Annotated in this window: 21 protein-coding genes; 16 read left to right on the top strand and 5 right to left on the bottom strand. The window is 59.6% G+C overall.

What is annotated here, in order from left to right:
- Positions 1 to 47: 47 nt before the first annotated feature.
- The 4 genes from pepN (at position 48) to PFY00_RS17570 (ending at position 4833) form a co-directional block, all read left to right on the top strand.
- On the top strand, positions 48 to 2609 hold the full coding sequence (pepN, locus tag PFY00_RS17585; protein WP_271433908.1) for an aminopeptidase N: 2562 nt from the start codon (positions 48 to 50) through the stop codon (positions 2607 to 2609).
- Positions 2606 to 3349, top strand: coding sequence for an SDR family oxidoreductase (locus PFY00_RS17580; protein ID WP_271433907.1), 744 nt, complete (start codon positions 2606 to 2608; stop codon positions 3347 to 3349). The genes pepN and PFY00_RS17580 overlap by 4 nt, the downstream gene beginning before the upstream one ends.
- 9 nt (positions 3350 to 3358) lie before the next feature.
- The gene (locus tag PFY00_RS17575; protein WP_271433906.1) at positions 3359 to 3784 is read left to right on the top strand and encodes a hypothetical protein; all 426 of its coding nucleotides are present in this window, start codon (positions 3359 to 3361) and stop codon (positions 3782 to 3784) included.
- A gap of 176 nt (positions 3785 to 3960) precedes the next feature.
- Complete coding sequence (locus PFY00_RS17570; RefSeq protein WP_271433905.1) at positions 3961 to 4833, top strand: lysophospholipid acyltransferase family protein; 873 nt, start codon at positions 3961 to 3963, stop codon at positions 4831 to 4833.
- A gap of 16 nt (positions 4834 to 4849) precedes the next feature.
- Here the strand turns inward: PFY00_RS17570 and PFY00_RS17565 are convergent, their stop codons facing one another.
- Positions 4850 to 5611: a transglycosylase SLT domain-containing protein gene (locus PFY00_RS17565; RefSeq protein WP_271433904.1), complete on the bottom strand. Its 762-nt coding sequence runs from the start codon at positions 5609 to 5611 to the stop codon at positions 4850 to 4852.
- Between the two features lie 213 nt (positions 5612 to 5824).
- Here PFY00_RS17565 and PFY00_RS17560 point away from each other — a divergent pair, with 213 nt between their 5' ends.
- The 6 genes from PFY00_RS17560 to PFY00_RS17535 all read left to right on the top strand — a co-directional run bounded on the left by PFY00_RS17560 (position 5825) and on the right by PFY00_RS17535 (position 13529).
- The gene (locus PFY00_RS17560; protein ID WP_271433903.1) at positions 5825 to 7075 is read left to right on the top strand and encodes a hypothetical protein; all 1251 of its coding nucleotides are present in this window, start codon (positions 5825 to 5827) and stop codon (positions 7073 to 7075) included.
- Positions 7076 to 7202: 127 nt separating this feature from the next.
- Positions 7203 to 8717, top strand: coding sequence for an Asp-tRNA(Asn)/Glu-tRNA(Gln) amidotransferase subunit GatB (gene gatB, locus PFY00_RS17555; protein ID WP_271433902.1), 1515 nt, complete (start codon positions 7203 to 7205; stop codon positions 8715 to 8717).
- A 236-nt stretch (positions 8718 to 8953) separates the two neighbouring features.
- Entirely contained in the window at positions 8954 to 9373 is a 420-nt protein-coding gene (locus tag PFY00_RS17550) for an NUDIX hydrolase (protein WP_271433901.1), read from the top strand.
- A 72-nt stretch (positions 9374 to 9445) separates the two neighbouring features.
- Complete coding sequence (locus PFY00_RS17545; RefSeq protein WP_271433900.1) at positions 9446 to 10936, top strand: inorganic phosphate transporter; 1491 nt, start codon at positions 9446 to 9448, stop codon at positions 10934 to 10936.
- 151 nt (positions 10937 to 11087) lie between these two features.
- The gene (locus PFY00_RS17540; protein WP_271433899.1) at positions 11088 to 12638 is read left to right on the top strand and encodes a hypothetical protein; all 1551 of its coding nucleotides are present in this window, start codon (positions 11088 to 11090) and stop codon (positions 12636 to 12638) included.
- A gap of 348 nt (positions 12639 to 12986) precedes the next feature.
- Positions 12987 to 13529: a DUF4177 domain-containing protein gene (locus PFY00_RS17535; RefSeq protein WP_271433898.1), complete on the top strand. Its 543-nt coding sequence runs from the start codon at positions 12987 to 12989 to the stop codon at positions 13527 to 13529.
- Between the two features lie 15 nt (positions 13530 to 13544).
- Here the strand turns inward: PFY00_RS17535 and PFY00_RS17530 are convergent, their stop codons facing one another.
- The gene (locus PFY00_RS17530; protein ID WP_271433897.1) at positions 13545 to 13802 is read right to left on the bottom strand and encodes a BolA family protein; all 258 of its coding nucleotides are present in this window, start codon (positions 13800 to 13802) and stop codon (positions 13545 to 13547) included.
- A 74-nt stretch (positions 13803 to 13876) separates the two neighbouring features.
- On the opposite strand from PFY00_RS17530, the gene PFY00_RS17525 reads away from it, so the two are divergent.
- On the top strand, positions 13877 to 14500 hold the full coding sequence (locus PFY00_RS17525) for a J domain-containing protein (RefSeq protein ID WP_271433896.1): 624 nt from the start codon (positions 13877 to 13879) through the stop codon (positions 14498 to 14500).
- Positions 14501 to 14619: 119 nt separating this feature from the next.
- Here the strand turns inward: PFY00_RS17525 and PFY00_RS17520 are convergent, their stop codons facing one another.
- Positions 14620 to 15567 carry an alpha/beta fold hydrolase gene (locus tag PFY00_RS17520; protein WP_271433895.1) on the bottom strand — a complete coding sequence of 316 codons (948 nt, stop codon included), beginning with the start codon at positions 15565 to 15567 and terminating at the stop codon, positions 14620 to 14622.
- 103 nt (positions 15568 to 15670) lie between these two features.
- Here PFY00_RS17520 and PFY00_RS17515 point away from each other — a divergent pair, with 103 nt between their 5' ends.
- Complete coding sequence (locus tag PFY00_RS17515) at positions 15671 to 16279, top strand: TetR/AcrR family transcriptional regulator (protein ID WP_271433894.1); 609 nt, start codon at positions 15671 to 15673, stop codon at positions 16277 to 16279.
- A 24-nt stretch (positions 16280 to 16303) separates the two neighbouring features.
- Here the strand turns inward: PFY00_RS17515 and PFY00_RS17510 are convergent, their stop codons facing one another.
- Positions 16304 to 16720, bottom strand: a complete 417-nt coding sequence (locus PFY00_RS17510; RefSeq protein WP_271433893.1) for a VOC family protein — start codon at positions 16718 to 16720, stop codon at positions 16304 to 16306.
- A gap of 36 nt (positions 16721 to 16756) precedes the next feature.
- A complete protein-coding gene (gene msrB / locus PFY00_RS17505; RefSeq protein ID WP_271433892.1) occupies positions 16757 to 17224 on the bottom strand; it encodes a peptide-methionine (R)-S-oxide reductase MsrB in 468 nt (155 codons plus the stop codon).
- Positions 17225 to 17400: 176 nt separating this feature from the next.
- Here msrB and PFY00_RS17500 point away from each other — a divergent pair, with 176 nt between their 5' ends.
- From PFY00_RS17500 to PFY00_RS17485, 4 genes are all read left to right on the top strand, one after another.
- On the top strand, positions 17401 to 19056 hold the full coding sequence (locus PFY00_RS17500; protein ID WP_271433891.1) for a Y-family DNA polymerase: 1656 nt from the start codon (positions 17401 to 17403) through the stop codon (positions 19054 to 19056).
- Positions 19057 to 19135: 79 nt separating this feature from the next.
- The gene (gene serB / locus PFY00_RS17495) at positions 19136 to 20002 is read left to right on the top strand and encodes a phosphoserine phosphatase SerB (RefSeq protein WP_271433890.1); all 867 of its coding nucleotides are present in this window, start codon (positions 19136 to 19138) and stop codon (positions 20000 to 20002) included.
- 123 nt (positions 20003 to 20125) lie between these two features.
- The gene (locus tag PFY00_RS17490) at positions 20126 to 21262 is read left to right on the top strand and encodes an alpha-hydroxy acid oxidase (protein ID WP_271433889.1); all 1137 of its coding nucleotides are present in this window, start codon (positions 20126 to 20128) and stop codon (positions 21260 to 21262) included.
- A gap of 147 nt (positions 21263 to 21409) precedes the next feature.
- Positions 21410 to 24853 (top strand): pyruvate carboxylase, encoded by a 3444-nt coding sequence (locus PFY00_RS17485; protein ID WP_271434024.1) that lies wholly within the window; start codon positions 21410 to 21412, stop codon positions 24851 to 24853.
- The last annotated feature ends 65 nt before the right edge of the window (positions 24854 to 24918 follow it).

Genomic DNA, 24918 nt, shown 5'->3' with positions numbered 1-24918 from the left:
TATCAATTAGACCCAAGCCCAGCCGTTTCAATTCCGCGAGGTTCCCAATGAAAGATGCCGCCGCGCCCAGCGCCAACCAGACCATCTATCTCAAGGACTACACGCCCTTTGGCTGGCAGGTCGAAGATGTGCATCTGACCTTTGCTTTAGCACCCGAGGCGACCCGTGTGACCGCGCGCATTCACTTTGCCCCGAACCCCGGCGCACCAAAGCAGGAATTCTTTTTGCACGGCGAAGAACTGACATTGATCCGCGCTGCGATCGATGGTCAGGACATCACGCCCGAGATCGATGCCAACGGATTGCGCTGCGCGGTGCCGGATGGCCCCTTCCTGTGGGAATGCGAGGTCGAGATCGCTCCAATCCGGAACACGGCACTGGAAGGGCTGTACATGTCCAACGGCATGTATTGCACACAGTGCGAGGCCGAGGGTTTTCGCAAGATCACCTTCTATCCGGATCGCCCCGACGTGATGAGTGTTTTTACAGTGCGGGTCGAAGGCGATGAGCCGGTCAAGCTGTCCAATGGCAATCCCACTTCCAGCGGCGACGGTTGGGCCGAGTGGCACGATCCATGGCCAAAACCGGCCTATCTCTTTGCGCTGGTGGCAGGCGATCTGGTTGCGCATCCGGGCAAGTTCACCACAAAATCAGGCCGCAAGGTCGCGTTGAATATCTACGTGCGCCCCGGCGACGAAGGCAAATGCGCCTTTGGCATGGAAGCCTTGATCAAATCGATGAAATGGGACGAAGACGTCTATGGTCGCGAATATGATCTCGACATCTTCAACATCGTCGCAGTCGATGATTTCAACATGGGCGCGATGGAGAACAAGGGGCTGAATATCTTCAACTCCTCCTGCGTTCTGGCCTCTCAGGAGACGTCGACCGATGACAACTTCGAACGGATCGAAGCCATCATTGCGCATGAGTACTTCCACAACTGGACCGGCAACCGCATCACCTGCCGCGATTGGTTTCAGCTGTGCCTGAAGGAAGGTCTGACCGTGTTCCGCGATGCGCAATTCACCTCTGATATGCGCGGGCCCGAGGTCAAGCGGATCAATGATGTAAGCGATCTGCGCGGGCGGCAGTTTTCTGAAGATCAAGGCCCGCTCTCACATCCAGTGCGGCCAGAAAGCTTTCAGGAAATCAACAACTTCTACACCGCGACGGTCTATGAGAAAGGCGCCGAGGTGATCGGCATGCTCAAACGGCTGGTCGGCGATGAGGGCTACTACAAAGCCTGCGAATTGTACTTTGACCGTCACGACGGCGACGCGGCGACGATCGAGGATTGGCTCAAGGTCTTTGAGGATGCCACCGGGCGTGATCTGTCACAGTTCAAGCGCTGGTACAGCCAAAGCGGCACGCCGCGCCTGCAAGTGACCGAGACATGGTCCGAAGGCACCTTCACCCTGAACTTCAAACAGCATACGCCGCCGACACCGGGTCAGGATGAAAAGCTGCCGCAAGTTCTGCCAATCGCGGTTGGACTGTTGAACCCGAACGGCGACGAAGTGCAGCCGACGACAGTGCTCGAAATGACAGAGGCCAAACAAAGTTTTGCCTTTGACGGATTGGCCGCGAAGCCGGTCGCTTCGGTCCTGCGTGGCTTTTCGGCCCCAGTGGTTCTGGAGCGCGAACAAAGCCGCGAAGAACGCGCTTTTCTAATCGCCCATGACACCGATGCCTTCACCCGTTGGGAAGCCTCGCAGGAAATGGCGCGTGAAAGTCTGATGGCCAGCGTGACAACGGGCGCCACGCCAGACACCGATTGGCTGGATGCTCTGCACAAGGTGGTGCGAGATCGCGACCTCGACCCGGATTTCCGTTCCTCGATGATGGACATCCCCACCCAGAGCGAAATCGCTCGGCTGTGTCATGAACGGGGTCATGTGCCTGATCCGGACGCGATCTGGGCGGCGGATAAGGCGCTGCGCGATACAATTGCAAAGCGTTGGTCCGAAGACCTGCCAGCGCTGCTGGATGAAGCGCGCGTGACAGCGGCCTACAAACCGGACGCGGAACAGACCGGCAAGCGCGCCCTTGGCAGTAAGATCCTTGGGTTGCTCAACCGCATCGATGGCGGTGCCGCCGCACAAGTTCAGTTTGACGCTGCCGACAACATGACGCTGCAACTGACCGCCTTGGCCTGTCTGTTGCGCGCGGGCAAAGGGGCGGATGCACTCGCACGCTTCCATGACCAGTGGCGTGAAGACCAGCTTGTCATGGACAAATGGTTCGGCCTGCAAGTCGCCTGCGCCGATCCCGGTGAAGCCGCGCAGGTCACAAAGACACTGACCGAGCATCCCGCCTTTTCATGGACCAACCCCAACCGGTTCCGCGCGGTCTTTGGATCACTGGCCGGGCACCATGCCGGGTTCCATCAGGCCGATGGTTCCGGCTATGCCTTGCTGACCGACTGGCTGATCCGTCTGGACGAAAAGAACCCGCAGACCACGGCCCGGATGTGCGCCGCCTACCAAACCTGGAAGCGCTATGACAGCGGGCGCCGGTCGCTGATCAAGACGCAACTGGAGCGCATCGTCGCCAAGGAAGGCCTCAGCCGGGACACTTCGGAAATGGTTGAAAGGATCCTGTCATGAGCCGCCTGTTGATCATCACAGGGGCCAGTGCGGGGATCGGCGCTGCCACGGCGCGGCTGGCTGCCGTATCCGGATGGCAAAACATCGTGGTGCACTACGGCCGCGATCTGAACGGTGCCAACGAAACAGCCGCCGCAATCGAAGCGGTGGGCGCAAAGGCCCATGTGATCGGCGCCGACGTGTCGGAGCCAGATGCCATTGCAAAGATGTTTCGGTCCATTCGCGAATTGCCCGCGGCGCCTGTCGATCTGGTCAACAACGCTGGCATCGTCGCTCCGAAAGGTGGCATTGCCGATCTGACACCAGATCGGGTCAAACAAGTTTTCGACGTTAACGTGCTGGGCGCGATTGAGGTCGCACGTCAGGCTGTGATGCTGATGCGCGACTGGGGACAAGGCGGCGGCATCGTAAACGTCTCGTCGATGGCGGCCAAGCTTGGCTCACCGCGCGAATACACCGACTACGCGGCCTCCAAAGGCGCAATCGATACCTTTTCGACCGGACTGGCTGACGAACTGGCACCCGAAGGCATCCGCGTGAACGTTGTGCGCCCGGGTCCGATCGAAACCGAAATTCATGCCAAAGGTGGTCAGCCCGACCGGCTGGAACGCATCAGCAAGAACATCCCAATGGGACGCGCGGGCAAGGCCGAAGAATGCGCCGAAGCAATTCTTTGGTTGCTGTCGGACCGGGCATCCTATTGCACGCGCAGTTTTGTCGACGTGTCGGGCGGCCGGTAAGAAATCGGGATGATCTATCGCTACGAACGACCTTCACGCAGCCGCTCTGCCGCCTTGGTTCTTGGCCTTGTGTGGGCCGGACTGTTCGCGATGTGGTGGTGGTTGAATGCAGCGCCCTGGATCATTGCGGCCCTTTTGTTGTTCACTCTGCCTGCTGCCTATGATTTCGCGCGCGGCCGCGAGGCGTGGTTCGAACTGGACAGTGACGAAATTCGTTGGCGCTCAGGACGGCAAAACGCCAAGGTGGCGACCAAGCGGATCCGGCACATCCGGCTTGAGACACGGTTGGATCTGACTGTACGCGCCCGTCTGGTGCTGGACGACGGCAAACGCATACCAGTTCCACAGGACGCCACACCATCGCGCGACCTGTTGGAAACCGAATGTGCGGCGCGCGGCATCGAAACCCAAAGGCATCATTTCAGCCTGATGTAGTCATCGCGCGCCCCTGCCCGGTGATTTCGGCAATTCCCCGCCGCGATCCGGCAACGCGCTGCCGATCCAAAGTCACGCGGGGATGCACAAGAGCGAAAAGGCGCAAAACCCCTTATATTGAGAGCGTGGCACATGGTGTCACTGAACTTTCATATGCCTTTGGTTTGAGGTTCGTCATGAAAGACCGAATTGACCCATTGATCGCCGAGCGCGCACCCTGGCTGTATTCAGAACGACCGCTGTCGATCCTTGCCAAAACCGTTTTGAACCGCGCCTTGTCTTATGAGGAAACGCTGCGCATAGGCGCGGCCATTGCCCCCCTGAGCGCGCCGGACATCATGCAGGAAATGGCCAAGGCTCTGGCGAAGAACATCAAGGTCGCGGGGCTTGAGCACATTCCCCGGCAAGGCCCGGCACTGGTGGTGGCCAACCATCCCACCGGAATTGCGGATGGGATCATGTTGCACCATGCACTGGCCCGGATCCGGCCAGATGCCTATTTCTTTGCCAATCATGATATCCTGCGGGTTCTGCCCCAGTTTCACAGCATGATTGCCCCCGTAGAATGGCGCCGGGACAGGCGTAGCCATGCCAAGACACGCGAAACCATGGAATACACCCGCCAAGCGGTTAATGCAGGCCGGCTTGGGGTGATCTTTCCGTCGGGCCGACTGGCCAAGCGACGTGCCTTGTCACTTTATGAACGCCCATGGATGGCCTCGGCGGCAATGATCGCCCGGAAATTCGAATTGCCGGTCATTCCGGTGCATATTCAGGCCAGAAACTCGGCGCTTTTCTATCTGTTGGATCTGATCCATCCCACGCTGCGCGACATAACCTTGTTCCACGAAACGTTGAACAAGGCGCAGCAGCCTTATCGCATCACAATCGGTGAGCCGATTTCCAGCGCGTCATTGCCGCGCAAGTCCGAGGACGGCATTGCCTTGTTGCGCAAATCCACGCTTGCGCTTGGTGGCAATCATGCCCCGGCCGTTTCATTGCTGGATGCAACCCGACGTCCCGGTTGGATGCGCGCCTTGCGTCCGTGATGTGCCGAAGCGGGCATCAGCCCTGATCGGTCTGAGCGGGCACAAGATCTTCGGCCTCGTAGACCGGTGCCAACAGATCGGGGATATTCAACGTGGAAGGCCGGGCCATGGGCCGCAGCGAACGGGTCAGACCAGCGCAATAACTTTGCTTACGGGTCCAATCCATCATGTCCATACGCTTGCGCCGTGAATGAAACGGCCCCCAATCAGCGGCGACGCCGCGCATCCCCTGACTGACAACCCGATCCCGAGGCACGGTTACGGCCATGATGCGCAACGCGCAGCTGAGGTTGTCTTCGGGATCCTTCAAAGCAGCGCCTGTCTTGGCCTTGCATTTGTAGCGGCGGGCTGTGTCAGGGTAGATCTGAACCAACCCGTACCAAAGACCACCGCCGCCTACTGCTGTTGGCCGATAGGTGCTTTCGTGTTTGGCCAGCGTAGAGATCAGACCTACCCAAAATGCCTCGCGCCCTTCTTGATCCGCATTAGGATAAGCAGGGCACCATTGCGCGATGTCCTTGGGCACGATTGTCGGCAAGACACTGGCATGCCCGCGCAGCCCCGAGAGCACCGCGAGCGTCCAGCTTGGCTCACCGCCGTGTTTATCCCAACGGGCAACAGGAATGCTGGTTCGGCGCGCCTGAGGGCGCAGCGAAGCCGCAACAGCGCGCGCTGTTGGCGACAGGTCGACGTTTACCAAAGGCTTGGCACGATCTTGTGCAGGCGCAGGTGCTGGATTGGCCATAGCAGCCTGCCCAAACAGTCCCCCCGTCGCCATGCACGCTATTATCAAGGCAGCACGTAACATAACCGGTGCACCCTGCCAAAAACCGCGCCTCAGAGCAAGCGCGCTGGCAAAGGCCGATTGTCGCTGACTTCGCAACGCACCGTTCCCTTACGTAAAACACTGACAGGTAAAGACCCGAGGAAGGCCTGCTTCACTTCCTTTTGCTGCCCTGTTTTGGCCAAGATACAAGCGCATCTTCAGCCTATGACCATGATCGATGCGCTGCCCTCAATCCGATCCCTGACCCGCCGTTTGCTGCCCACCAAAGCCGCGACGCCAAGTGATGTGCACGATCTCATCCGTGAGCGCGCGGCCGCTGTGCCGCCGATGCGTCCGCGGGTCGAAATCCCGGTTTGCGATGTATCCCCCGAAGAACAAGCGCTCGTGGCCCTGCACGAACGCGGTCAGCATCTGGCCCGGCAGGAAAACTGGGAAACCCTGTGCCGCGAAATGATCGAAGCGGAACATGGCAGGGCAAAGACGCCCGGCCTGACACCGGTTGCCCAGGTTTTGGCAGAAGGTGCCCGCGCCGATGTGCTGGAGGCGGCAAAATCCGCCGTGTCCAAGGGCGAGCCACGCCGCGCCTTTGCTGCCATGGCATCACTCGAAATCAATCTCGATGATATGCCCGAGTGTTTCGGATTCGCATCCGTTGTCGCGATGGCGCATGTGGAACTGGCGCAAATGTGGCGCGGGAGAACGCCATTGCGCGAATTGTCTCCTCAGATTCGGGAGGCTCATGATCGCCATATGCGCGCGGCATCGCAGCTGGCTGACCGGTTCGAGCCTTTTGCCGCCGACGCTCCCCTGCTGGCGATGTTGCGCTGCGCAGTCATCTCGGCAGATGTGGCACCCTCTGAACGTCTGGCTGACGACTTCGAAGACCTGATCGATCTCGATCCGACCTGTCCGGAACACATGTGCGCCTTCGGACGTCAATTGCTCCCGCAGAACCTTGGGTCTTGGGAAGCGCTCGAACTGCAGGCCCGGCGGGTTGCCACCAACACAAGCGACATTTGGGGCAGCGGCGGTTATACGTGGGTCTGGATCGGCGCACTGGAGCAGGACATCGAAGCCGTGCGCCGTGTTGATGCCGAAACCTTCACAAGCGGATTGCATGACATTCTCGAACAATGCCGCGACCAACACATGGCCAACCGTCTGGCCGCTTTTACCGGTGTGACCATGGCCGCCGGTCAGAACCGCGACGCCAGCCACAGCAGGATTGCCCATTGTTTCGGGTGGATTGCACAAAACCATCTTCGTGAAATCCATCCCGGTTTGTGGGCCAAGGCCCCTGCCCCTTGGTATTCTGCAAACAACGAACCCGAAGCCGAAGATGCCGCAGCACGCGGCAAGGCCCGTGCGCTGTCCACTCTGGCCAGCTACTTTGCACCGCAACTTGGCCAGCACGGTCGCATCACCTTTGGCGAAAACGGCGTCGAAATCGTCTAACAAATGACCGGCTCACCCAAAGGCCCGCGCCCGAAGTGCGCAGGCCTCTTGCCGCTCGTTGCGCGCTGGCCTAGAACGCGGTCAACGCAGCGCAATCCGAGCGCAATCAGACACACGGAGCCACCCAATGCTGGACCTGACCTTTGAGACACCCAAACCCAAGGTAATCGCCGGGGCAAAGCACGATTGGGAACTGGTGATCGGCATGGAAGTGCATGCGCAGGTCGCCAGTCAGGCCAAACTGTTTTCAGGCGCTTCGACCAAATTCGGCGCCGAGCCCAACTCCAACGTGGCGTTTGTGGACGCGGCCATGCCCGGCATGCTGCCTGTGGTGAACGAATACTGCATTGAACAGGCGGTTCGCACCGGCTTGGGCCTGAAGGCGGAAATCAACCTGACGTCGGCATTTGACCGCAAGAACTATTTCTATCCCGACCTGCCACAGGGGTACCAGATTTCACAGCTGTATCACCCGTTGGTCGGCGAAGGCGAAATCATCGTGGACATGGAGCCGGGCATCGCGCGGCTGGTGCGCATTGAACGCATCCACGTTGAACAGGACGCCGGCAAATCGATCCACGACATGGACCCGCATATGTCCTTTGTGGATTTGAACCGCACAGGCGTGGCACTGATGGAGATTGTCAGCCGCCCCGACATTCGCGGCCCCGAAGAAGCCGCCGCCTATGTTACCAAGCTGCGCCAGATCCTGCGCTATCTGGGCACCTGCGATGGCAACATGCAAAACGGCAACCTGCGCGCCGATGTGAACGTGTCTGTCTGCCGTCCGGGCCAATACGAAAAATATCAGGAAACGCAGGACTTCGGGCATCTTGGCACGCGCTGCGAGATCAAGAACATGAACTCCATGCGCTTTATCCAGCAGGCGATCGACTATGAGGCCAAGCGCCAGATCGCAATTCTGGAGGCCGGCGGCGAAATCGATCAGGAAACCCGTCTGTATGATCCAGACAAGGGCGAGACGCGTTCCATGCGCTCCAAGGAAGAAGCGCATGATTACCGCTACTTCCCCTGCCCTGACCTGATGCCGCTGGAAATCGAGCAGGGCTGGGTTGACGACATTGCCGCTTCGCTGCCCGAGCTGCCCGACGAAAAGAAAGCCCGTTTTGTGGCTGACTTCAGCCTGTCGGAATACGACGCATCGGTGCTGACCGCCGAGGTCGCAAATGCTGCCTACTTCGAAGAAGTCGCATCGCAGGCCGGAGACGGAAAATTGGCCGCCAACTGGGTCATCAATGAGCTGTTCGGACGGCTCAAGCAAGAAGACCACAGCATCGAAGACAGCCCGATTTCCCCTGCGCAACTCGCTGGTATCATTAAACTTATCAAGTCTGACGCCATCAGCGGAAAGATCGCCAAGGACCTGTTCGAAATCGTCTACACCGAAGGCGGCGACCCAGAGCAGATTGTCGAAGATCGCGGCATGAAGCAGGTCACGGACACCGGCGCGATTGAAACAGCGGTCGATGAAATCATCGCCGCGAACCCCGCACAGGTGGAAAAAGCCAAACAGAACCCCAAGCTGGCAGGATGGTTTGTTGGTCAGGTCATGAAAGCCACAGGCGGCAAGGCCAACCCCAAAGCCGTGAACCAGATCGTGGCGGCCAAGTTAGGTCTGTGACCTTTTCGGAAAAATTGGACGTGATTGGCCTGCCCGCCCCGGCAGGCTGACCCGGGACGCGCGCATCAAACCTGTCGCATATGTGGCCGCTGTGGCCCGGCCGGGCGATCCGGTCCGCGTCAGGGTAAATTTGCACTGCCCGCCTCTTTGTTATAAAACAAGAAAAAACAAAGAATTGAGCGGTTTCATTCATGAATTCGGTACTGCACAAAGCATGGTCTGATGTGCTGAGCCCTATGCTTCAGCGCCCAAAAAAACTTCAGGTGGCCGCCCTGTGTCATCGCGGTGAACGCAACAAGCGCGAGTATCTGTTGGTGACAAGCCGGGGCACCAAGCGCTGGATCATTCCCAAGGGTTGGCCAATACGCGGTCTCGCTTCAAACGAGGCAGCGTTGCAAGAAGCCTGGGAAGAAGCCGGTGTCAAATCCGGCCAAGCCAAAGGCCGCCCATCCGGCACCTACACCTACCAGAAACGACAAAACTCGGGTTGGAGTTTTCCAGTCGAGACGCTGGTTTATTCCGTGTCCGTTGAAGAACTGGCCGAAGACTACCCCGAGGCTGATCAGCGCACACGCACATGGGTTTCGGCCGAAAAAGCCGCAGACATGGTGGACGAGCCGCAGTTGCAGCAGATCTTCCGGGACCAAACCGGCTGAGGTTGGAAACTTACAATTGATTATCCCTGTATCCCCGGTTTAAACGCGTTAAAAATTCCTGGGGAGTAAGGGATGACAGACCAAAAGGGTGATCCGCGCCATTTGGAAACGCTGGATCGTGATCTCGACCGGTTTTCCAATCTGGAAATGGCGACGAGCTACGTAGGGCGGCCTTTGGTCGGGCCCGGTATCTCATTGATCTTTGTGGTGCTGGCCGGGCTCGCGGCTGCACTGTTCTTTGGCCAGACAAACAATTCGATGGTCGTGATCGTCGCTGCCTGCTTCGGGGCTTATATGGCGCTGAACATTGGGGCCAACGACGTTGCAAACAACATGGGCCCCGCCGTCGGCGCAAATGCGCTGAGCATGGGCGGCGCCATTGCCATCGCTGCTGTCTTTGAAAGCGCGGGCGCCCTGATTGCGGGTGGTGATGTGGTGTCCACCATTGCAAAGGGAATCATCGAGCCCGAAAGCATGGGCACCGCCGAAGTGTTCATCTGGGCGATGATGGCTGCGCTTTTGTCGGCCGCGCTTTGGGTGAATTTGGCCACATGGGTCGGCGCACCTGTGTCCACCACCCATTCTGTGGTCGGCGGCGTCATGGGGGCCGGGATTGCAGCGGCGGGATTTACCGCCGTGAACTGGCCTACGATGAGCGCGATTGCCGCCAGCTGGGTCATCTCGCCCGTGCTGGGCGGGGTCATCGCCGCGCTGTTTCTGGCCCTGATCAAATCGCGTATCATCTATCAGGACGACAAGATCGCAGCGGCGCGCAAATGGGTGCCTGTGCTCGTGGGCATTATGGCCGGCACCTTTGCATCCTATCTGGCGCTGAAGGGTCTCAAAAAGATCATCAAGATCGACCTGCCCACCGCGCTTTTGATCGGCGCTGCCATTGGCGCACTTGTCTGGATGATCATGATCCCGATCATTCGCAAACAGTCGCAGGGGCTGGAGAACCGCAACAAATCGCTCAAGGTGCTGTTTGGCATTCCGCTGGTGGTATCCGCTGCCCTTCTCAGCTTTGCCCATGGTGCCAACGATGTGGCCAATGCGGTTGGTCCGCTTGCCGCGATCGTGCAGGCTTCGCAGTCGGGCAACTTTACCGAGGCTGTCAGCATCCCGCTCTGGGTCATGGTCATTGGTGCCTTCGGAATTTCCTTTGGCCTGTTCATCTTTGGGCCTAAGCTTATCAAGATGGTAGGCAGCCAGATCACCAAGCTGAACCCGATGCGCGCCTACTGCGTCGCCTTGTCTGCCGCGATCACCGTGATTGTCGCCAGTTGGCTCGGCCTGCCCGTCAGCTCGACCCACATTGCCGTGGGCGGTGTTTTCGGGGTCGGCTTCTTCCGGGAATGGGACGCGGAACGCCGCATTCGCAAGGCCCGGATCGCCATGCCAGATCGCCCGGTTTATGGCGTGGAGGAACGTCGTCGTCGCAAATTGGTGCGCAGGTCGCACTTCATGACGATCATCGCAGCATGGGTCATCACAGTCCCAGCGGCCGCGACGCTCTCGGCTGTGATCTTCTTCCTGATCACCTCGGCCATGGGCACCGTCTGACCGGCGACCAGGCACGATCCACACAAAACAAAGCCGGCCCCGATAATACGCGGGGCCGGCTTTTTCTATGGGGCCAATGCAGCGCCTGAGTGCAAGGCAAAAGACTCTCCTTTTGCTTGCAGACCGGCACGACGCGCCCTAGCGTCATGCCATGGGATTGGACAAGTTTGTTGATTGGGTGGTTGTGTTGTGGGGCGTCCCGTCGCTCGTCGCAGCCGGTGTGTTTTACCTGCTCTACCGAACGCTGAAAACAGCAGGCAAACACCAAGGTGACAAGGACTGGCTGGCGCAAAAAGCCAAACGCATGCACCGCCCCTACAAAGCAACGCTAGAGGCCGTCCTGCAATGGCTGGAACGGGTATTGAAACCGGAAACGGTGGAAGACAATCCGCTTCCGGAAAAGGGCTGGATGGACCGCTTCGAATGGCGAATCCAACCAAGAGCTGTCGACAATGCGACGGCGGAAGAAATAGCAAAGAACCCTTGGTCGTGGCCTGTTCTCAATGCCGCCCTGACTGTCGCTATCATCTATCCTATTTTAGTCGCTGGAGTGCAGTGGGCAGTCACTGGTAGCGAAATTCGTTTTGGCGGGTTCCTTTTATTCCCAGAAGGCGTGAATTGGGCAGTGAGAATGCCAACGTTGGCTGGCGTTAGTATTTTTTTGGCAGTGCGGTTCCTATCAGTGTCTGAGTTGGCGTTTGTTTCATCAAAGTTGATGACGCAAATGCTCGACAACGTCGCAATTTTGGCGTTTGTCGGCTCCCTAGCGTTTGCTTTCGCAGTGCTGGTTCTGGGCGCAGTTGAGTTCTCTGGCGCTGTTGCATTGTTGGGTTCCATTACGGTAGCCGCCATTATTTCCGGCATAGCGGCGATCGCTTTGGCATCGACCGGTGCACTAGCCGGCGCATTCTCTGCAGCATTCACAACCTTGGCTACGGCTGTAAGCACTGTTCTGGCAGTATTGGTCGGCGCAGCAGCAACTCTTTGGGTTGCCGCGGGGATCACTCAGGGAATCGGCGCCCGGCGGCTTTCATTCTATTTGTTAGCCAGTTTTTTGACAGGTAGTTTCATCGCAATTGGATCGACTGATGCACAGGCTTTGCTTTGGGCCATAGCATTGGTTCTCTTACCTTCGATCAACGCGTTTTTTGATTGGCTCAGCTATGGCTGGACGATCTTCCTTCTAAGGTGGGGACGCAGCCACAAGAAAGTTTGGCCCTTCCTCGCCGGACTTGCCGATATCGCGGTGGCAGCGGTTATCTTTGCGCTATTGGCGACCACGCTGGTCATCGTCTTTGCTCAGATCAATCTGCTGCGCGGCGAGGTGCTGGTGGATGTTCAGGCCATTCTGGACGATCCGGGGGCGCATGTCTGGGTGGTCGCCATGGTTGCCTCTACCTTGCTGCCAACACTGGTGCACCTCGGGCTTGCCGCGCTCAGCGTCATCACATGGGTGCCGCTGCCCTTCTGGGGCGGTTTGGTCGCGCGGCTGGATCCGGAACAAAGCGCGGTATTGTCCAACCTGTCCGCAGCCGCGCTGGCGCTGTCGCTCATGGTGCTATACACGCTGCCGATCGTCGCCATCGGGGGAGTCCTTTGGCTTCTCTGGCAGCATTCAGGCTGGGTGCTGGACGGGTATCTGTGGTGGCTTCAGCTGGTTTTGGACTGGATGGGGTCCCCCCCATCAGTGGTTTCGGCCTGAATCCGGCTTCCAAAGCGCTTGCATTCCAATTCCCTAACGTAAGGTTTCCCTGACTGCCCCTGTCTAGGGGGAAAAGTTAACGTGTATTCACCGTCACGGGATTAGGCGGCAGCCTCAGTATTTGAGAGGCGCAAGAGAGCGATTGATACAAGAATTTTCGATTGGGGGGTCTTAAGCCCTTTGTTTTTCAGAGCATCGAGGCGGCGCCGAAAGGCCCGCCTTTATTCTTTTGGGAACAAGCCCAACCCGGCCCCCTGTCCCGCGCGGCATCATGATGCCGCAATTTCTCCCTCACCTGACCACAACAGCCTGAGATACCCACCCCAAAGACAACAGGTGCATGAGCAGATGCGTTACGAATACAAGGTCGTTCCCGCCCCCGAAAAGGGTGACAAGGTCAAAGGCGTCAAAGACCCCGAGAGCCGCTTTGCGGCCTCGATTGAGCAGATCATGAACGATATGGCTCAGCGCGGCTGGGAGTATCAGCGCAGCGAAACCCTGCCCAGCGAGGAACGCAGTGGCTTGACACAGACCGCGACGGTCTGGCGCAACCTGCTGGTATTCCGTCGCCCCGACGCAGAAGATGTGAACAGCTACGCGCCACGTATGTTGGCCCCGCCGCAAATCGACGAGCCCCCCACGCCACGGGAATTGCCGGAAACTCAGATCCATGATGTGGCGCAGGCCAAGCCCCAACCAGACCCGGCCAAGCCCGCGCGCACCGTCAAAATCGTCAGCAAGACGGCCAAGCGCAAAGCCACCCCGGCGGCCACGCCAACGGACCGGGGTCCGGCCTCACAGCCAGACGCCCCGGCCGAAGTTCAGCCCGTACAGCAACTGCCCAGCGTTCTGACCGCCCGCGCCTCACGGCTCAAGGCGAACGGCAGCTAGACAGCAACCACGCCTTCAGGTGCCCAGATCTAGCGACAGGGCGTGAATGGATGCCACCAATTCCGCGCCCAGCGCCTTGTGCACCGCGCGGTGGCGGGCAATCCGGCTTTGACCTTCGAATTCCATCGATCGAAGCGTCACGTGATAGTGGCTTTCGCCACCTTCCTGATAGCCTGCGTGGCCACGATGGCGTTCACTGTCATCGCGCACCGACAGTGCGCTTGGGTTAAAGGCGGCACGCAGCGCCTGCTCAATCCGATCTGCCTTGGACAATTTTCTGCTTAGCCCCCTGTAAACTGGTGAAAGATAGTCTAAACTCTGGCCTCCGAGTCGAAAAGAGGTTGCAGATGAGCAAGCCAGATCCCTTTGGGTTCGACATGTCCGTCAAGTCCGCGAAAAAGAAAAACCCGCGCGGGCGCCGGGGCATGACAGGTGAACAGGAAACCTCCACCCGCGTGTGCGAACATGAGGGCTGCGAGGAAGCGGGCAAGTTCCGTGCGCCCAAGGCGCCGGACGTGCTGGACGACTTTTACTGGTTCTGCAAGGACCACGTCCGCGAATACAATAACAAGTGGAACTTCTACGAAGGCAAGACCGAGGCCGAGATGAATGCTCAGGATTCCTCGGACAAGGTTTGGGAGCGCAAGACCAAGGACTGGCGTGACCCAGAGGCCAAGGCCTGGGCCCGTCTGGGCATTGAAGACCCGCATCAGGTACTGGGCGACAATGCCACGCGCAATCCCGGCAAAGCCAAGGGCGGCACTCGCAAGCTGCCCCCCACCGAACGCCGCGCGCTTGAGGTGCTCGAGGCCGAGGATACTTGGACCAAGGCGGAAATCCGCAAGTCCTACAAAGCCCTGATCAAGGTTTTGCACCCCGACATCAACGGCGGCGACCGCAGTCAGGAAGACCAGTTGCAACTGGTTGTATGGGCATGGGATCAGATCAAGGATTCACGCTCGTTCAAATAGACTACTGTCATGCCTTAGGCGGCAGGCCAGACCAGCAAAAGCCCGGACCGCGGATTGGTCCGGGCTTTTTTGTGATCACTGTTTGGAAATCTGTGCCTGGTCTCGGTTTCGATGCCAGATCAGGTTTCAACCCAATCGCGCACCATCGCGGCAAACTCAGCGCTTTTGTCCTGATAGCAGAAATGCCCGCAGTTCTCGAACACATGAACAGAACCTTGGGGCAGTCGAGCCTGCAGATTGTGCGCATTGTCGACCAGCAGGAATCCATCTTCATCGCCCCAGAAGACCTGCGTGGGTACATTCAGCTTCGCTATGTCAGCGGTCAGCGCCGCACAGCCCGTGGCGTAGTGTTTGAAGTACTGGGTGACCTGCCCGATCCGCCCCGCGTAGGATTTGACATAATCTTCAACCTCTTCTCGTGTGGGGCTGTAGTGCAAATAGCCCAGCTGCAAGGCCCCGGCGATAAAGGTCTTGGCCCCGTTCAGCCGAACAAGGGTCCGCCAGAACCCGGATTTCGTGATTTTTCGGATCAGACTGCCGTCGGCTGAAGGGAAGATGCCCGGCCCGTCCCCAATCAGAATGCTTTTGACCTTTTCGGGTCTATGGATCGCATGATGCATCGCAACCGGCATAGCCACATCCGGCGCGACGATGTGCACGTCGTTCAGCGCCATCACATCCATGATTTTTTGCAGAAAAGCGCTTTGCGCATCAAAACTCATGTATTGCGACCCACCATCGCTGCGACCAAAGCCCGGCAGATCAACAGCGATCAGGTCGCAATGGCCAGACAACTTCGCCCAGACAGCATCGTAGCAAAGGATGCTCTGAGGCAGTGGGCTGAGGAACAATACAGTGGGACGATCGGGCATTCGGCTTGTTGCTACGCGAATATTAAGCCCATCCACTTCGATGAAGTCAGGCTTCATTTCGAAGCGCGCAGGCGCTTCGGAAATCCGGGCCGCCCCTTCTGAACGCATCCGGCGAATTTTATAAAATTCGGGGGTGATCATCATCAGGCTCATCGCATTCATGCGTGCCACGATTCCAAGGGGATCTTTCGACATGTTCAGTCTCTCACTATCAGGCTGGCGGCGGGTTCATTTTTTTCGTAACTAGAGGTACGAAAACATGACTGTCAATCAATAAATACCTATTGGTACGAAATATATGAACTCTCCTGCAAAGCCCCGTGGACGCCCCAAGACCCTCGATCGTGACCGCGTCCTGGAAATCGCATTGATGAACTACTGGTCAAACGGACCTGCCGAGGTATCCGTCAATGACATTTGCGCGGCCGCAAAGGTTTCCAAACCCGGTCTCTATCGGGAATTCGGCAGTGATGACGGCCTGAAAACGGCCGCCTTGATGACCTACAAAACAATGGCGATCGACCCGTTTCTGGCGCTTTTTCGTGTTGGCGAACCCTATGCGGACACAGTGGAAACGATCGTGTCGTTTCTGACAAAAGACAAAGATGCGCTGGGTCTGCCGGCGGGCTGTCTGTTTGTCACCATGCGCGCACACCGCGATAGATTGGGGCCGGAAACCGGCGATCTTGTTGACCAGCTGCGCGATTATTTCCAGCAAGGGATTGCAGTCTGGGTGGACGCCCAAAAAGAGGCCGGACTATTCAGACCAGAGGTTCCGACAGCCATCGCAGTGCATCACATAGACACGCTGCATTCCGGCGCGATGCGCATGCAAAAGGAACAGATTCCCACACAGGAAATCGAGGATTTTCTCAGGTTTGGATTTGCGACCTTGACCACCCTTTGAAGGGCTGCGCCGCGCCTATCAGTATCAATCGTCCCGTCCCGGTTCGGCCGGATTGCAGGAAAACAGGGCGATTTTGTTGCCTTGGGGATCGCGAAGGTAGCTGACATAAAAATCCGCGCCATAGGCGGCACGAAATCCGGGTTGGCCTTCGTCCGCCCCGCCAGCTGCCAGTGCAGCGGCGTGCAACCTGCGAACCTCGTGTTGGGTGCTGGCCTCGAACGCCACCATGGCACCGTTGCCAGCCGACGCCGGATTGCCGTCGTACGTTGGTTTGACATAAAAATCCGGCAAAACGACAGACTGGCCCGGCTCAGACGGCAAGGCAAAGCTCAAACCTTCGGAGCCTTCGGTCAACCCGTACCCCAGCGCAGGCAGAAAGGCGGTATAAAACCGCTTTGCGCTCTCGATGTCATCGGCACCGACAGTGACATAGGCAATCATGCTGTACGGTTCCTTCCGGCCAAAATGACGGACACCCTAGCTGGCCTTGAACACCAGCGACACCCCGTTGATGCAATGGCGTTGTCCAGTGGGCTGAGGCCCATCATCGAAGATGTGCCCAAGGTGCGATCCGCATCGCGCGCAATGGCACTCGGTGCGCACCATAAAAAGCGAACGGTCGGTCTTGGTTCCGATCGCCGAAGGGCGTACCGCCTGCCAAAAGCTGGGCCAGCCTGTGCCGCTGTCGTATTTGTGCTTGGACGAATAAAGCGGCAGATCACAGCCTCGGCAAACAAATGTCCCCGCACGCTTTTCGTTATTGAGCGGCGAGGTAAAGGCCCGTTCGGTGCCTTCGCGCCGCATCACTTTGTACTCAAGCGCGCTCAGCATGGCCTTCCACTCAGCATCGCTTCGGGTGACCTCGAAACGACCCTTCGCCGTTGCGGCCTGCCCCGACAGGCCAAGCGCAGCAGCGGCTCCGGTAAAGAAATGACGTCTTTGCATGGCTTTCTCCCTTTGCTTGAGGATGCAAAGGCGAAAGGGACTTGGCAAGCATGGGCTGCGCACGTTTGCGCGAGCCAGACATCCTGACCGGTTTTGCCCAATCAGCCACAAGGTCTGGGACTCGACATCGGCACCCGGAATTAATAAGAACAAATTAGGAACATTTTCTGCTGCCCATGCCACATCGCCGTATTCTATCCCTCTGGTTTCCGCGCCTTGGCGCTGAACGTCTGATCCGGGTCGAACCGCATCTGGGCGATGTTCCCTTTGCTATCATGGAAGAACAGGGGCCCGCGCAGGTGCTGTCTTCTGTCTCCGAGGCTGCGGCAAAGCTGGGGCTCTACTCCGGGCAACCATTGCGCGATGCCCACGCCCAATGCGCCGATCTGATCACCCGTCCCCGCGCGGCCCATCGCGAAGCCGATTTTCTGGGTGCATTGCACCGCTGGGCCGGGCGCTTTTCCCCTTGGGTCTCTTCTGAGCCTCCCGATGCACTGGTGATCGATTTGACAGGTTGCGCGCATCTGTTCGGCGGTGAAGCCGCACTGGCAAAGCAAGTGACACAGGATTGCGCGGATCTGGGGCTGACAGCACGGCTGGGGATCGCAGACACGCTGGGCGCGGCATGGGCACTGGCACGCTACAGCGCCCAGCAGGTCGGATCACACCGATCCGGGGATGCCATCGACCAAGAGGCGCGCGCCACGCGTTCCCGCGCAGGCAAACGGCGGCATTGGGAACGCGGCGGCACCGCACCGGGGGTGGCGGCCGCATCCCCCAGCCAGAGCCGCATCGCACCGGTTGGGCAAACATGGTCCGCGATCGGCTCCTTGCCCGTGGCGGCCCTGCGGCTGGAGCCGCACACCCGCGATCAACTGAACCGGCTGGGCCTGCGCCGGATCAGTGATCTTTTGGGGCAACCGCGCGCCGGGCTGGCCCGGCGGTTCGGACGCGGCATGGTGGACCGGCTGGATCAAGCCATCGGCAGCGCGCCAGAACCGATTTCGCCCGCCCCGCCCCCAGAACGCTTTGCCGTACGACTGTCCTTTCCAGACCCCATCGGTCTGGCCAGTGACGTCGAAGCAGCGCTCGAACGCATGCTGGGCCCTCTGTGTGACAAACTGCGCACCAAGGCGCGCGGTGCACGGGTCATGCGGCTCGAGGCGCATCGCTGTGACGGACAAATGTGCTGGCAAACGGTGACCGGCGCTGTGGCCAGCGCAGACCCGCAAAGGCTACGGACATTGCTGGCCATGAAAATCGAAGCGCTGGACGCAGGTCCGGGCATCGACATGCTACGCCTCGAAGCCGTACAGCATGAGCCGATACAGGCGCGCACCATGGCCGGACACGCTGAGGCCGCCGCCCATGGCCAGCGCAGGCAAAATCAGGGCGCTGCGCTTGAGGATCTGCTGGGACGACTGGGCGCGCGGGTGGGCATGGAAGCCATCACACGCCTGCACCCCGGCGCCAGCCACATACCGGAAAAAGGGGCTCAGGTTCTGGCTGCGGCATGGTCCGAACCCGCCGAGGACTGGCCCAAATCCGCAACCCCCAGACCCGTGTTGCTCTGGCCACCCGAACCGGTGGCAGGTGGCGACGGCCCTACCCCACCGCCCCGCTTTCGCTGGCGCGGGCGCGACTTTTCCTGCCTGCAGGCATCCGGGCCCGAACGGATTGCCCCGGAATGGTGGCTGGATGATCCCGCATGGCGATCCGGGCCGCGCGACTATTGGCGCGTTGAAACGGATCGGGGCGACAGGCTCTGGCTGTTTTATGCCCATGGCGCGGCGCTTTCGCCGGGGTGGTTCTGTCAGGGCAGCTTTGCCTGAGCGGCGTGCCATCCACCTCTGGCCAAGCCCGCCTCGCCATGGCAGAAGCGCAGCCGAACAAACCACGGAGCCAAGACCCATGCTGATCGCTTCCCTCATCGCCAAGCCCGGCGCGCTGGATCCGGCCCTCGTGGAGACGCTGCGCAACGCTTTTGGCGGCGGCACGGTCACATGGCTGTCCCCGGACGAAGCCGCCGAATTTCCGCTCGAAACGCGGCCAAGCCAGTTTGATGACGTCCGGGCGACGCTGGCCGATCAGGCAGACCTGAACCTGCTACCGGCCGAAGGGCGCCGCAAATCCATGCTCTTGGCCGATATGGACAGCACCATGATCGAGCAGGAATGCATCGACGAGCTGGCAGAAGAAGCCGGCGTAGGCGCCCATGTCAAAGACATCACAGCCCGCGCCATGAACGGAGAACTAGATTTTGACGGCGCCCTGCGCGAACGCGTAGCGCTGCTGCGCGGATTGCCCGAAGAGGTCATCGACCGCGTTGTGGAAACCCGGATCACGCTGATGCCCGGCGGGCCTGCGCTTCTGGCGACCATGAAAGCGAACGGTGCGCATTGCGCGCTGGTGTCAGGCGGCTTTACCGCCTTTACGGCCCGTGTCGCTGCCAAACTGGGCTTTGATGAAAACCAGGCCAACACGCTATTGATCAAGGACGGCCAGTTGACCGGCGAAGTGGGCATGCCCATCCTCGGCCGCGCGGCCAAGGTCGACGCTCTGGACAGCATATCCCAACGACTGGGCATCACCGCGAATGACGTTCTGGCCGTCGGTGATGGCGCCAACGATCTGGGCATGCTTGGCCGCGCCGGCATGGGGGTCGCTCTGCATGCAAAGCCATCGGTTCAGGCCGAATGCGATCTGCGTGTGAACCACGGCGACCTGAGTGCGCTTTTGTATTTGCAAGGCTACGGTCAGGCCGACTTCGTGCGGTAGCCGTGCGATTGGTGCGCATCGCGTGCCAAGAGACCCGCTACACCACCCGCACGGGCATTTCAAAACCGGCAATCGCATCAAAGGGCACTGGACAAATGCCAATGCACTGCGGCTAATGCGGCCATGGACCTTGATCTGACTTATCCAGCCCTTTCCGACCTGCGCGCCAAGGCAAAGCGGCGCATTCCGCATTTTGCCTTTGAGTACCTGGACAGCGGCACAGGGCGAGAGCTGCAAGTGCAGCGCAATCGCGATGCACTGGATGCCGTGTTGTTCAGACCGGACATTCTGCCCGGCAAGATCGATCCGGATCTGAGCACACATTTCATGGGCGCCGACTATGCCCGCCCCTTCGGCATCGCTCCGCTCGGCATGTCTGGCCTCATGTGGCCCGGGATGGAACGCATTCTGGCAGGTTTCGCACAAGAGCAGCGTATTCCCTATGGACTGTCCACCGTGGCCACGCGCCTGCCCGAAGAGATCGGCCCTATTGCAGGTGACATGGGCTGGTTCCAGCTCTATTGCCCGGCCGATCCCGAGATCAGACGCGACATGCTGGCCCGCGCTAAGGCCAGCGGGTTCACCAAACTGGTTTTGACGGTGGACGTTCCCGACGATTCCCGCCGCGAGCGGCAGCGCCGCGCCAAACTGACCCTTCCGCCCAAGATTACACCACGCGTAATCTGGGAGGTGCTGAGCCATCCGCAATGGTCTCTGGGCACCCTGCGAGAAGGCTCACCCCGGTTGCGTTTGCCAGAAAGCTATCTGAATCAGACCGAGGCCCGTTCTTCGCTGGCGCACGCCGGCCATATCATCCGCGGCGCCCCCGGCTGGGACACCCTGAAAATCCTCCGCGAGGAATGGCAAGGCGATCTGATCATCAAGGGCGTGCTTTGTACCGACGTTGCCAAACGCCTGATGAGCGAAGGGGTCGACGCGCTTTGGGTCTCCAACCACACCGGGCGCCAATTCGAAGCGGGCCCAGCCACGATCACCGAGCTGAGCAGCATCCGCGCAGCTGTCGGCCCTCAGGTTCCGATCCTGTTCGACAGCGGCGTCGCCTCTGGTCTGGATGTGATGCGCGCTCTGGCCTTGGGTGCGGATTTCGTAATGCTGGGACGGGCATGGCATTATGCCGTCGGTGCCCTTGGCAAAGCCGGTCCCGGCCATCTGATGCACATTCTGACGGATGACATGAAACTGAACATGGCACAGATCGGAGCGCATCGGCTGGCCGATCTTTCCAAGCGCCTGATCTGAACAGAAGCCACAGGTGCCCTTGAACATCACGGGTTTATCGCTAACATTGCCGCGCTGCAGCAGGAGCTACCCAAAAACCCCGATTTACCGGGCCCACCCAAGTGCCGTAAGCCTGCGCCAATGACGATTCCGAAGGACTTCTCTGACATGACCAGCTTTACCAAGATCCTGATCGCCAACCGGGGTGAAATCGCCATCCGCATCATGCGTGCGGCCAACGAGATGGGCAAACAAACCGTCGCGGTCTATGCCGAGGAAGACAAGCTGGGCCTGCACCGCTTCAAAGCGGACGAAGCTTACCGCATCGGCGAAGGTCTGGGACCCGTTCAGGCCTATTTGGCGATCGACGAAATCATTCGCGTTGCCAAGGAATGCGGCGCAGATGCGATCCATCCGGGCTATGGCCTGCTGTCTGAGAACCCTGAATTCGTGGACGCCTGCGAAGCAAACGGGATCACCTTTATCGGCCCCAAGGCCGCTACCATGCGCGCACTGGGCGACAAGGCCAGCGCCCGTAAAGTCGCGGTGCAGGCAGGCGTTCCGGTCATCCCCGCCACAGAAGTTCTGGGCGACGATTTCAAAGCCATCGCAAAAGAAGCCGAAGAAATCGGCTATCCCTTGATGCTCAAGGCGAGCTGGGGCGGCGGTGGCCGCGGTATGCGCCCGATCAACGGGCCGGACGAGTTGAAAGAAAAGGTGCTGGAGGGCCGCCGCGAAGCCGAGGCCGCTTTTGGCAACGGCGAGGGGTATCTGGAAAAGATGATCACCCGCGCGCGTCACGTCGAGGTTCAGATCCTTGGTGACAAGCACGGCCAGATCTACCACCTTTACGAACGCGACTGTTCTGTCCAGCGCCGCAACCAGAAAGTCGTTGAACGCGCCCCTGCCCCTTATCTGTCCGAAGCACAGCGCGAAGAGATTTGCGAGCTGGGCCGCAAGATCTGTGCCCATGTGAACTATGAATGTGCTGGCACCGTCGAGTTCCTGATGGATATGGAAACCGGCAAATTCTACTTCATCGAAGTGAACCCTCGCGTCCAGGTGGAACACACTGTCACCGAAGAGGTGACCGGCATCGACATCGTTCAGGCGCAAATCCTGATCGCCGAAGGCAAGTCGCTGGCCGAGGCCACCGGCCGCGCCAGCCAATATGATATCCGACTGAACGGCCACGCGCTGCAAACCCGGATCACCACAGAAGACCCGGCAAACAACTTTATCCCCGACTATGGCCGCCTGACCGCCTATCGCGCGGCGACCGGTATGGGCATTCGTCTGGACGGCGGCACGGCTTATGCGGGCGGCGTGATCACCCGCTACTACGACTCGCTCTTGGTGAAAGTCACAGCCTGGGCGCAGACCCCGGACAAGGCGATCAAACGGATGGACCGCGCTTTGCGTGAATTCCGTATCCGCGGCGTGACCACGAACATCGAGTTCGTGATCAACCTGCTCAAGCATGAGACCTTTCTCAACAACCAGTATTCGACCAAGTTCATCGATACCACGCCGGACCTGTTCCAGTTCCGCAAACGTCGGGACCGCGGCACTAAGGTGCTGACCTATATCGCGGACATCACCGTAAACGGTCACCCCGAGGTGCAAGGCCGCGCCATGCCAGCGGCGGACCTGCGCCCTGCACGTGCACCGGGTTTCAAAGTCGAAACCCCTGCCCCCGGCACCCGCAACCTGCTTGAGGAAAAAGGCCCGCAAGCGGTGGCCGATTGGATGGCTGCGCAAAAGCAGCTGTTGATCACTGACACAACCATGCGCGACGGCCACCAGTCGCTTCTGGCCACGCGGATGCGGTCAATCGACATGATCAAGGTCGCCCCGACCTATGCGCATAACCTGCCGCAGCTGTTCTCGATGGAATGCTGGGGCGGCGCGACATTTGATGTGGCCTACCGCTTCTTGCAGGAATGCCCCTGGCAACGCCTGCGCGATCTGCGCAAGGCCATGCCAAACCTGATGACCCAAATGCTGCTGCGCGGTGCAAACGGGGTTGGATACACCAACTATCCCGACAACGTCGTGCAGTTCTTTGTCAAACAGGCCGCCGAAACCGGCGTCGACGTATTCCGCGTTTTCGACAGCCTGAACTGGGTGGAAAACATGCGCGTCGCCATGGACGCGGTGCTGGAAAGCGGCAAGGTGCTGGAAGGCACCATCTGCTACACCGGCGACATCCTCGACCCGGACCGCGCCAAATATGACCTGAAATACTACGTCGCCATGGGCAAGGAGCTGAAAGCCGCTGGCGCACATGTCCTAGGTCTCAAGGACATGGCAGGTTTGATGAAGGCCCCTGCAGCCGGCCCGCTGGTCAAAGCGCTGAAGGAAGAGGTCGGCCTGCCGATCCACTTCCACACGCATGACACATCCGGCGCAGCCACGGCCACCATCATCGCTGCTGCCGAGGCTGGCGTTGACGCCGTGGACGCCGCCATGGACGCGCTGTCGGGCAACACCTCGCAGCCCACACTCGGTTCCGTGGTCGAAGCCTTCCGCCACACCGAGCGCGACACCGGGCTGGACATCGCGGCGATCCGTGAGATTTCCAACTACTGGGAAGCGGTCCGCGGTCAGTATGCTGCCTTTGAAAGCGCGCAGCAGGCACCAGCCTCTGAGGTCTACCTGCACGAAATGCCCGGCGGGCAGTTCACCAACCTCAAGGCACAGGCCCGCAGCATGGGACTGGAAGAACGGTGGCACGAGGTCGCCCAGACCTATGCCGATGTGAACCAGATGTTCGGTGATATCGTCAAAGTGACGCCATCCTCCAAGGTTGTGGGAGATATGGCGCTGATGATGGTGTCGCAGGGTCTCAGCCGCGACGAGGTCGAAGATCCCAAGACAGATGTGTCCTTCCCGGATTCGGTGATCGACATGATGAAGGGCAATCTTGGTCAACCGCCCGGTGGCTGGCCAAAGAAGATCCAGAAGAAGATTCTGAAGGATGAAAAAGCCTTTACTGATCGCCCCGGCCTGCATGCGGCGCCTATTGATATCGAAGAGACACGCGCCGATCTGGTCAAACAGCTTGAAGGCAAAGGCGTCGATGATGAGGATCTGAACGGCTACCTGATGTATCCAAAGGTCTTTCTGGACTACATGGGGCGTCACCGTGCCTATGGTCCAGTGCGTACCCTTCCCACGCTGACCTTCTTCTACGGTATGGAGCCGGGCGAAGAGATCACGGCCGAAATCGATCCGGGCAAAACGCTGGAAATCCGCCTGCAGGCGGTTGGTGAGACGCAGGACGACGGCGAAGTGCGTGTCTTCTTTGAACTGAACGGACAGCCGAGGACAATCCGTGTGCCGGACCGCAAGGCCAAGGCCTCCAGCGCAGCACGTCCAAAAGCCGAGGTCGGCAACGCCAAACACGTGGGCGCGCCGATGCCGGGCGTTGTGGCATCGGTTGCCGTCACGGCGGGCGCGAAGGTCAAGGAAGGCGACCTGCTGCTGACCATCGAAGCCATGAAGATGGAAACCGGGATGCACGCCGAGGCCGATGGCACCGTCAAGGCCGTGCACGTGCAGCCCGGTGGGCAGATCGACGCCAAGGACCTGCTGATCGAGTTCGAATAATATTGGGAAGCACTGGATCGGATCGCTGACGCGATCCGACCGCGGGGGGGGGGGGGGGGGGGGGG

This window comes from Thalassococcus lentus, from assembly GCF_028023555.1.
Classification (GTDB): Bacteria; Pseudomonadota; Alphaproteobacteria; order Rhodobacterales; family Rhodobacteraceae; genus Thalassococcus_A; species Thalassococcus_A lentus.
Note: the sequence above shows the minus strand (reverse complement) of the source record. Positions and strands in the feature narration are given on the sequence as shown.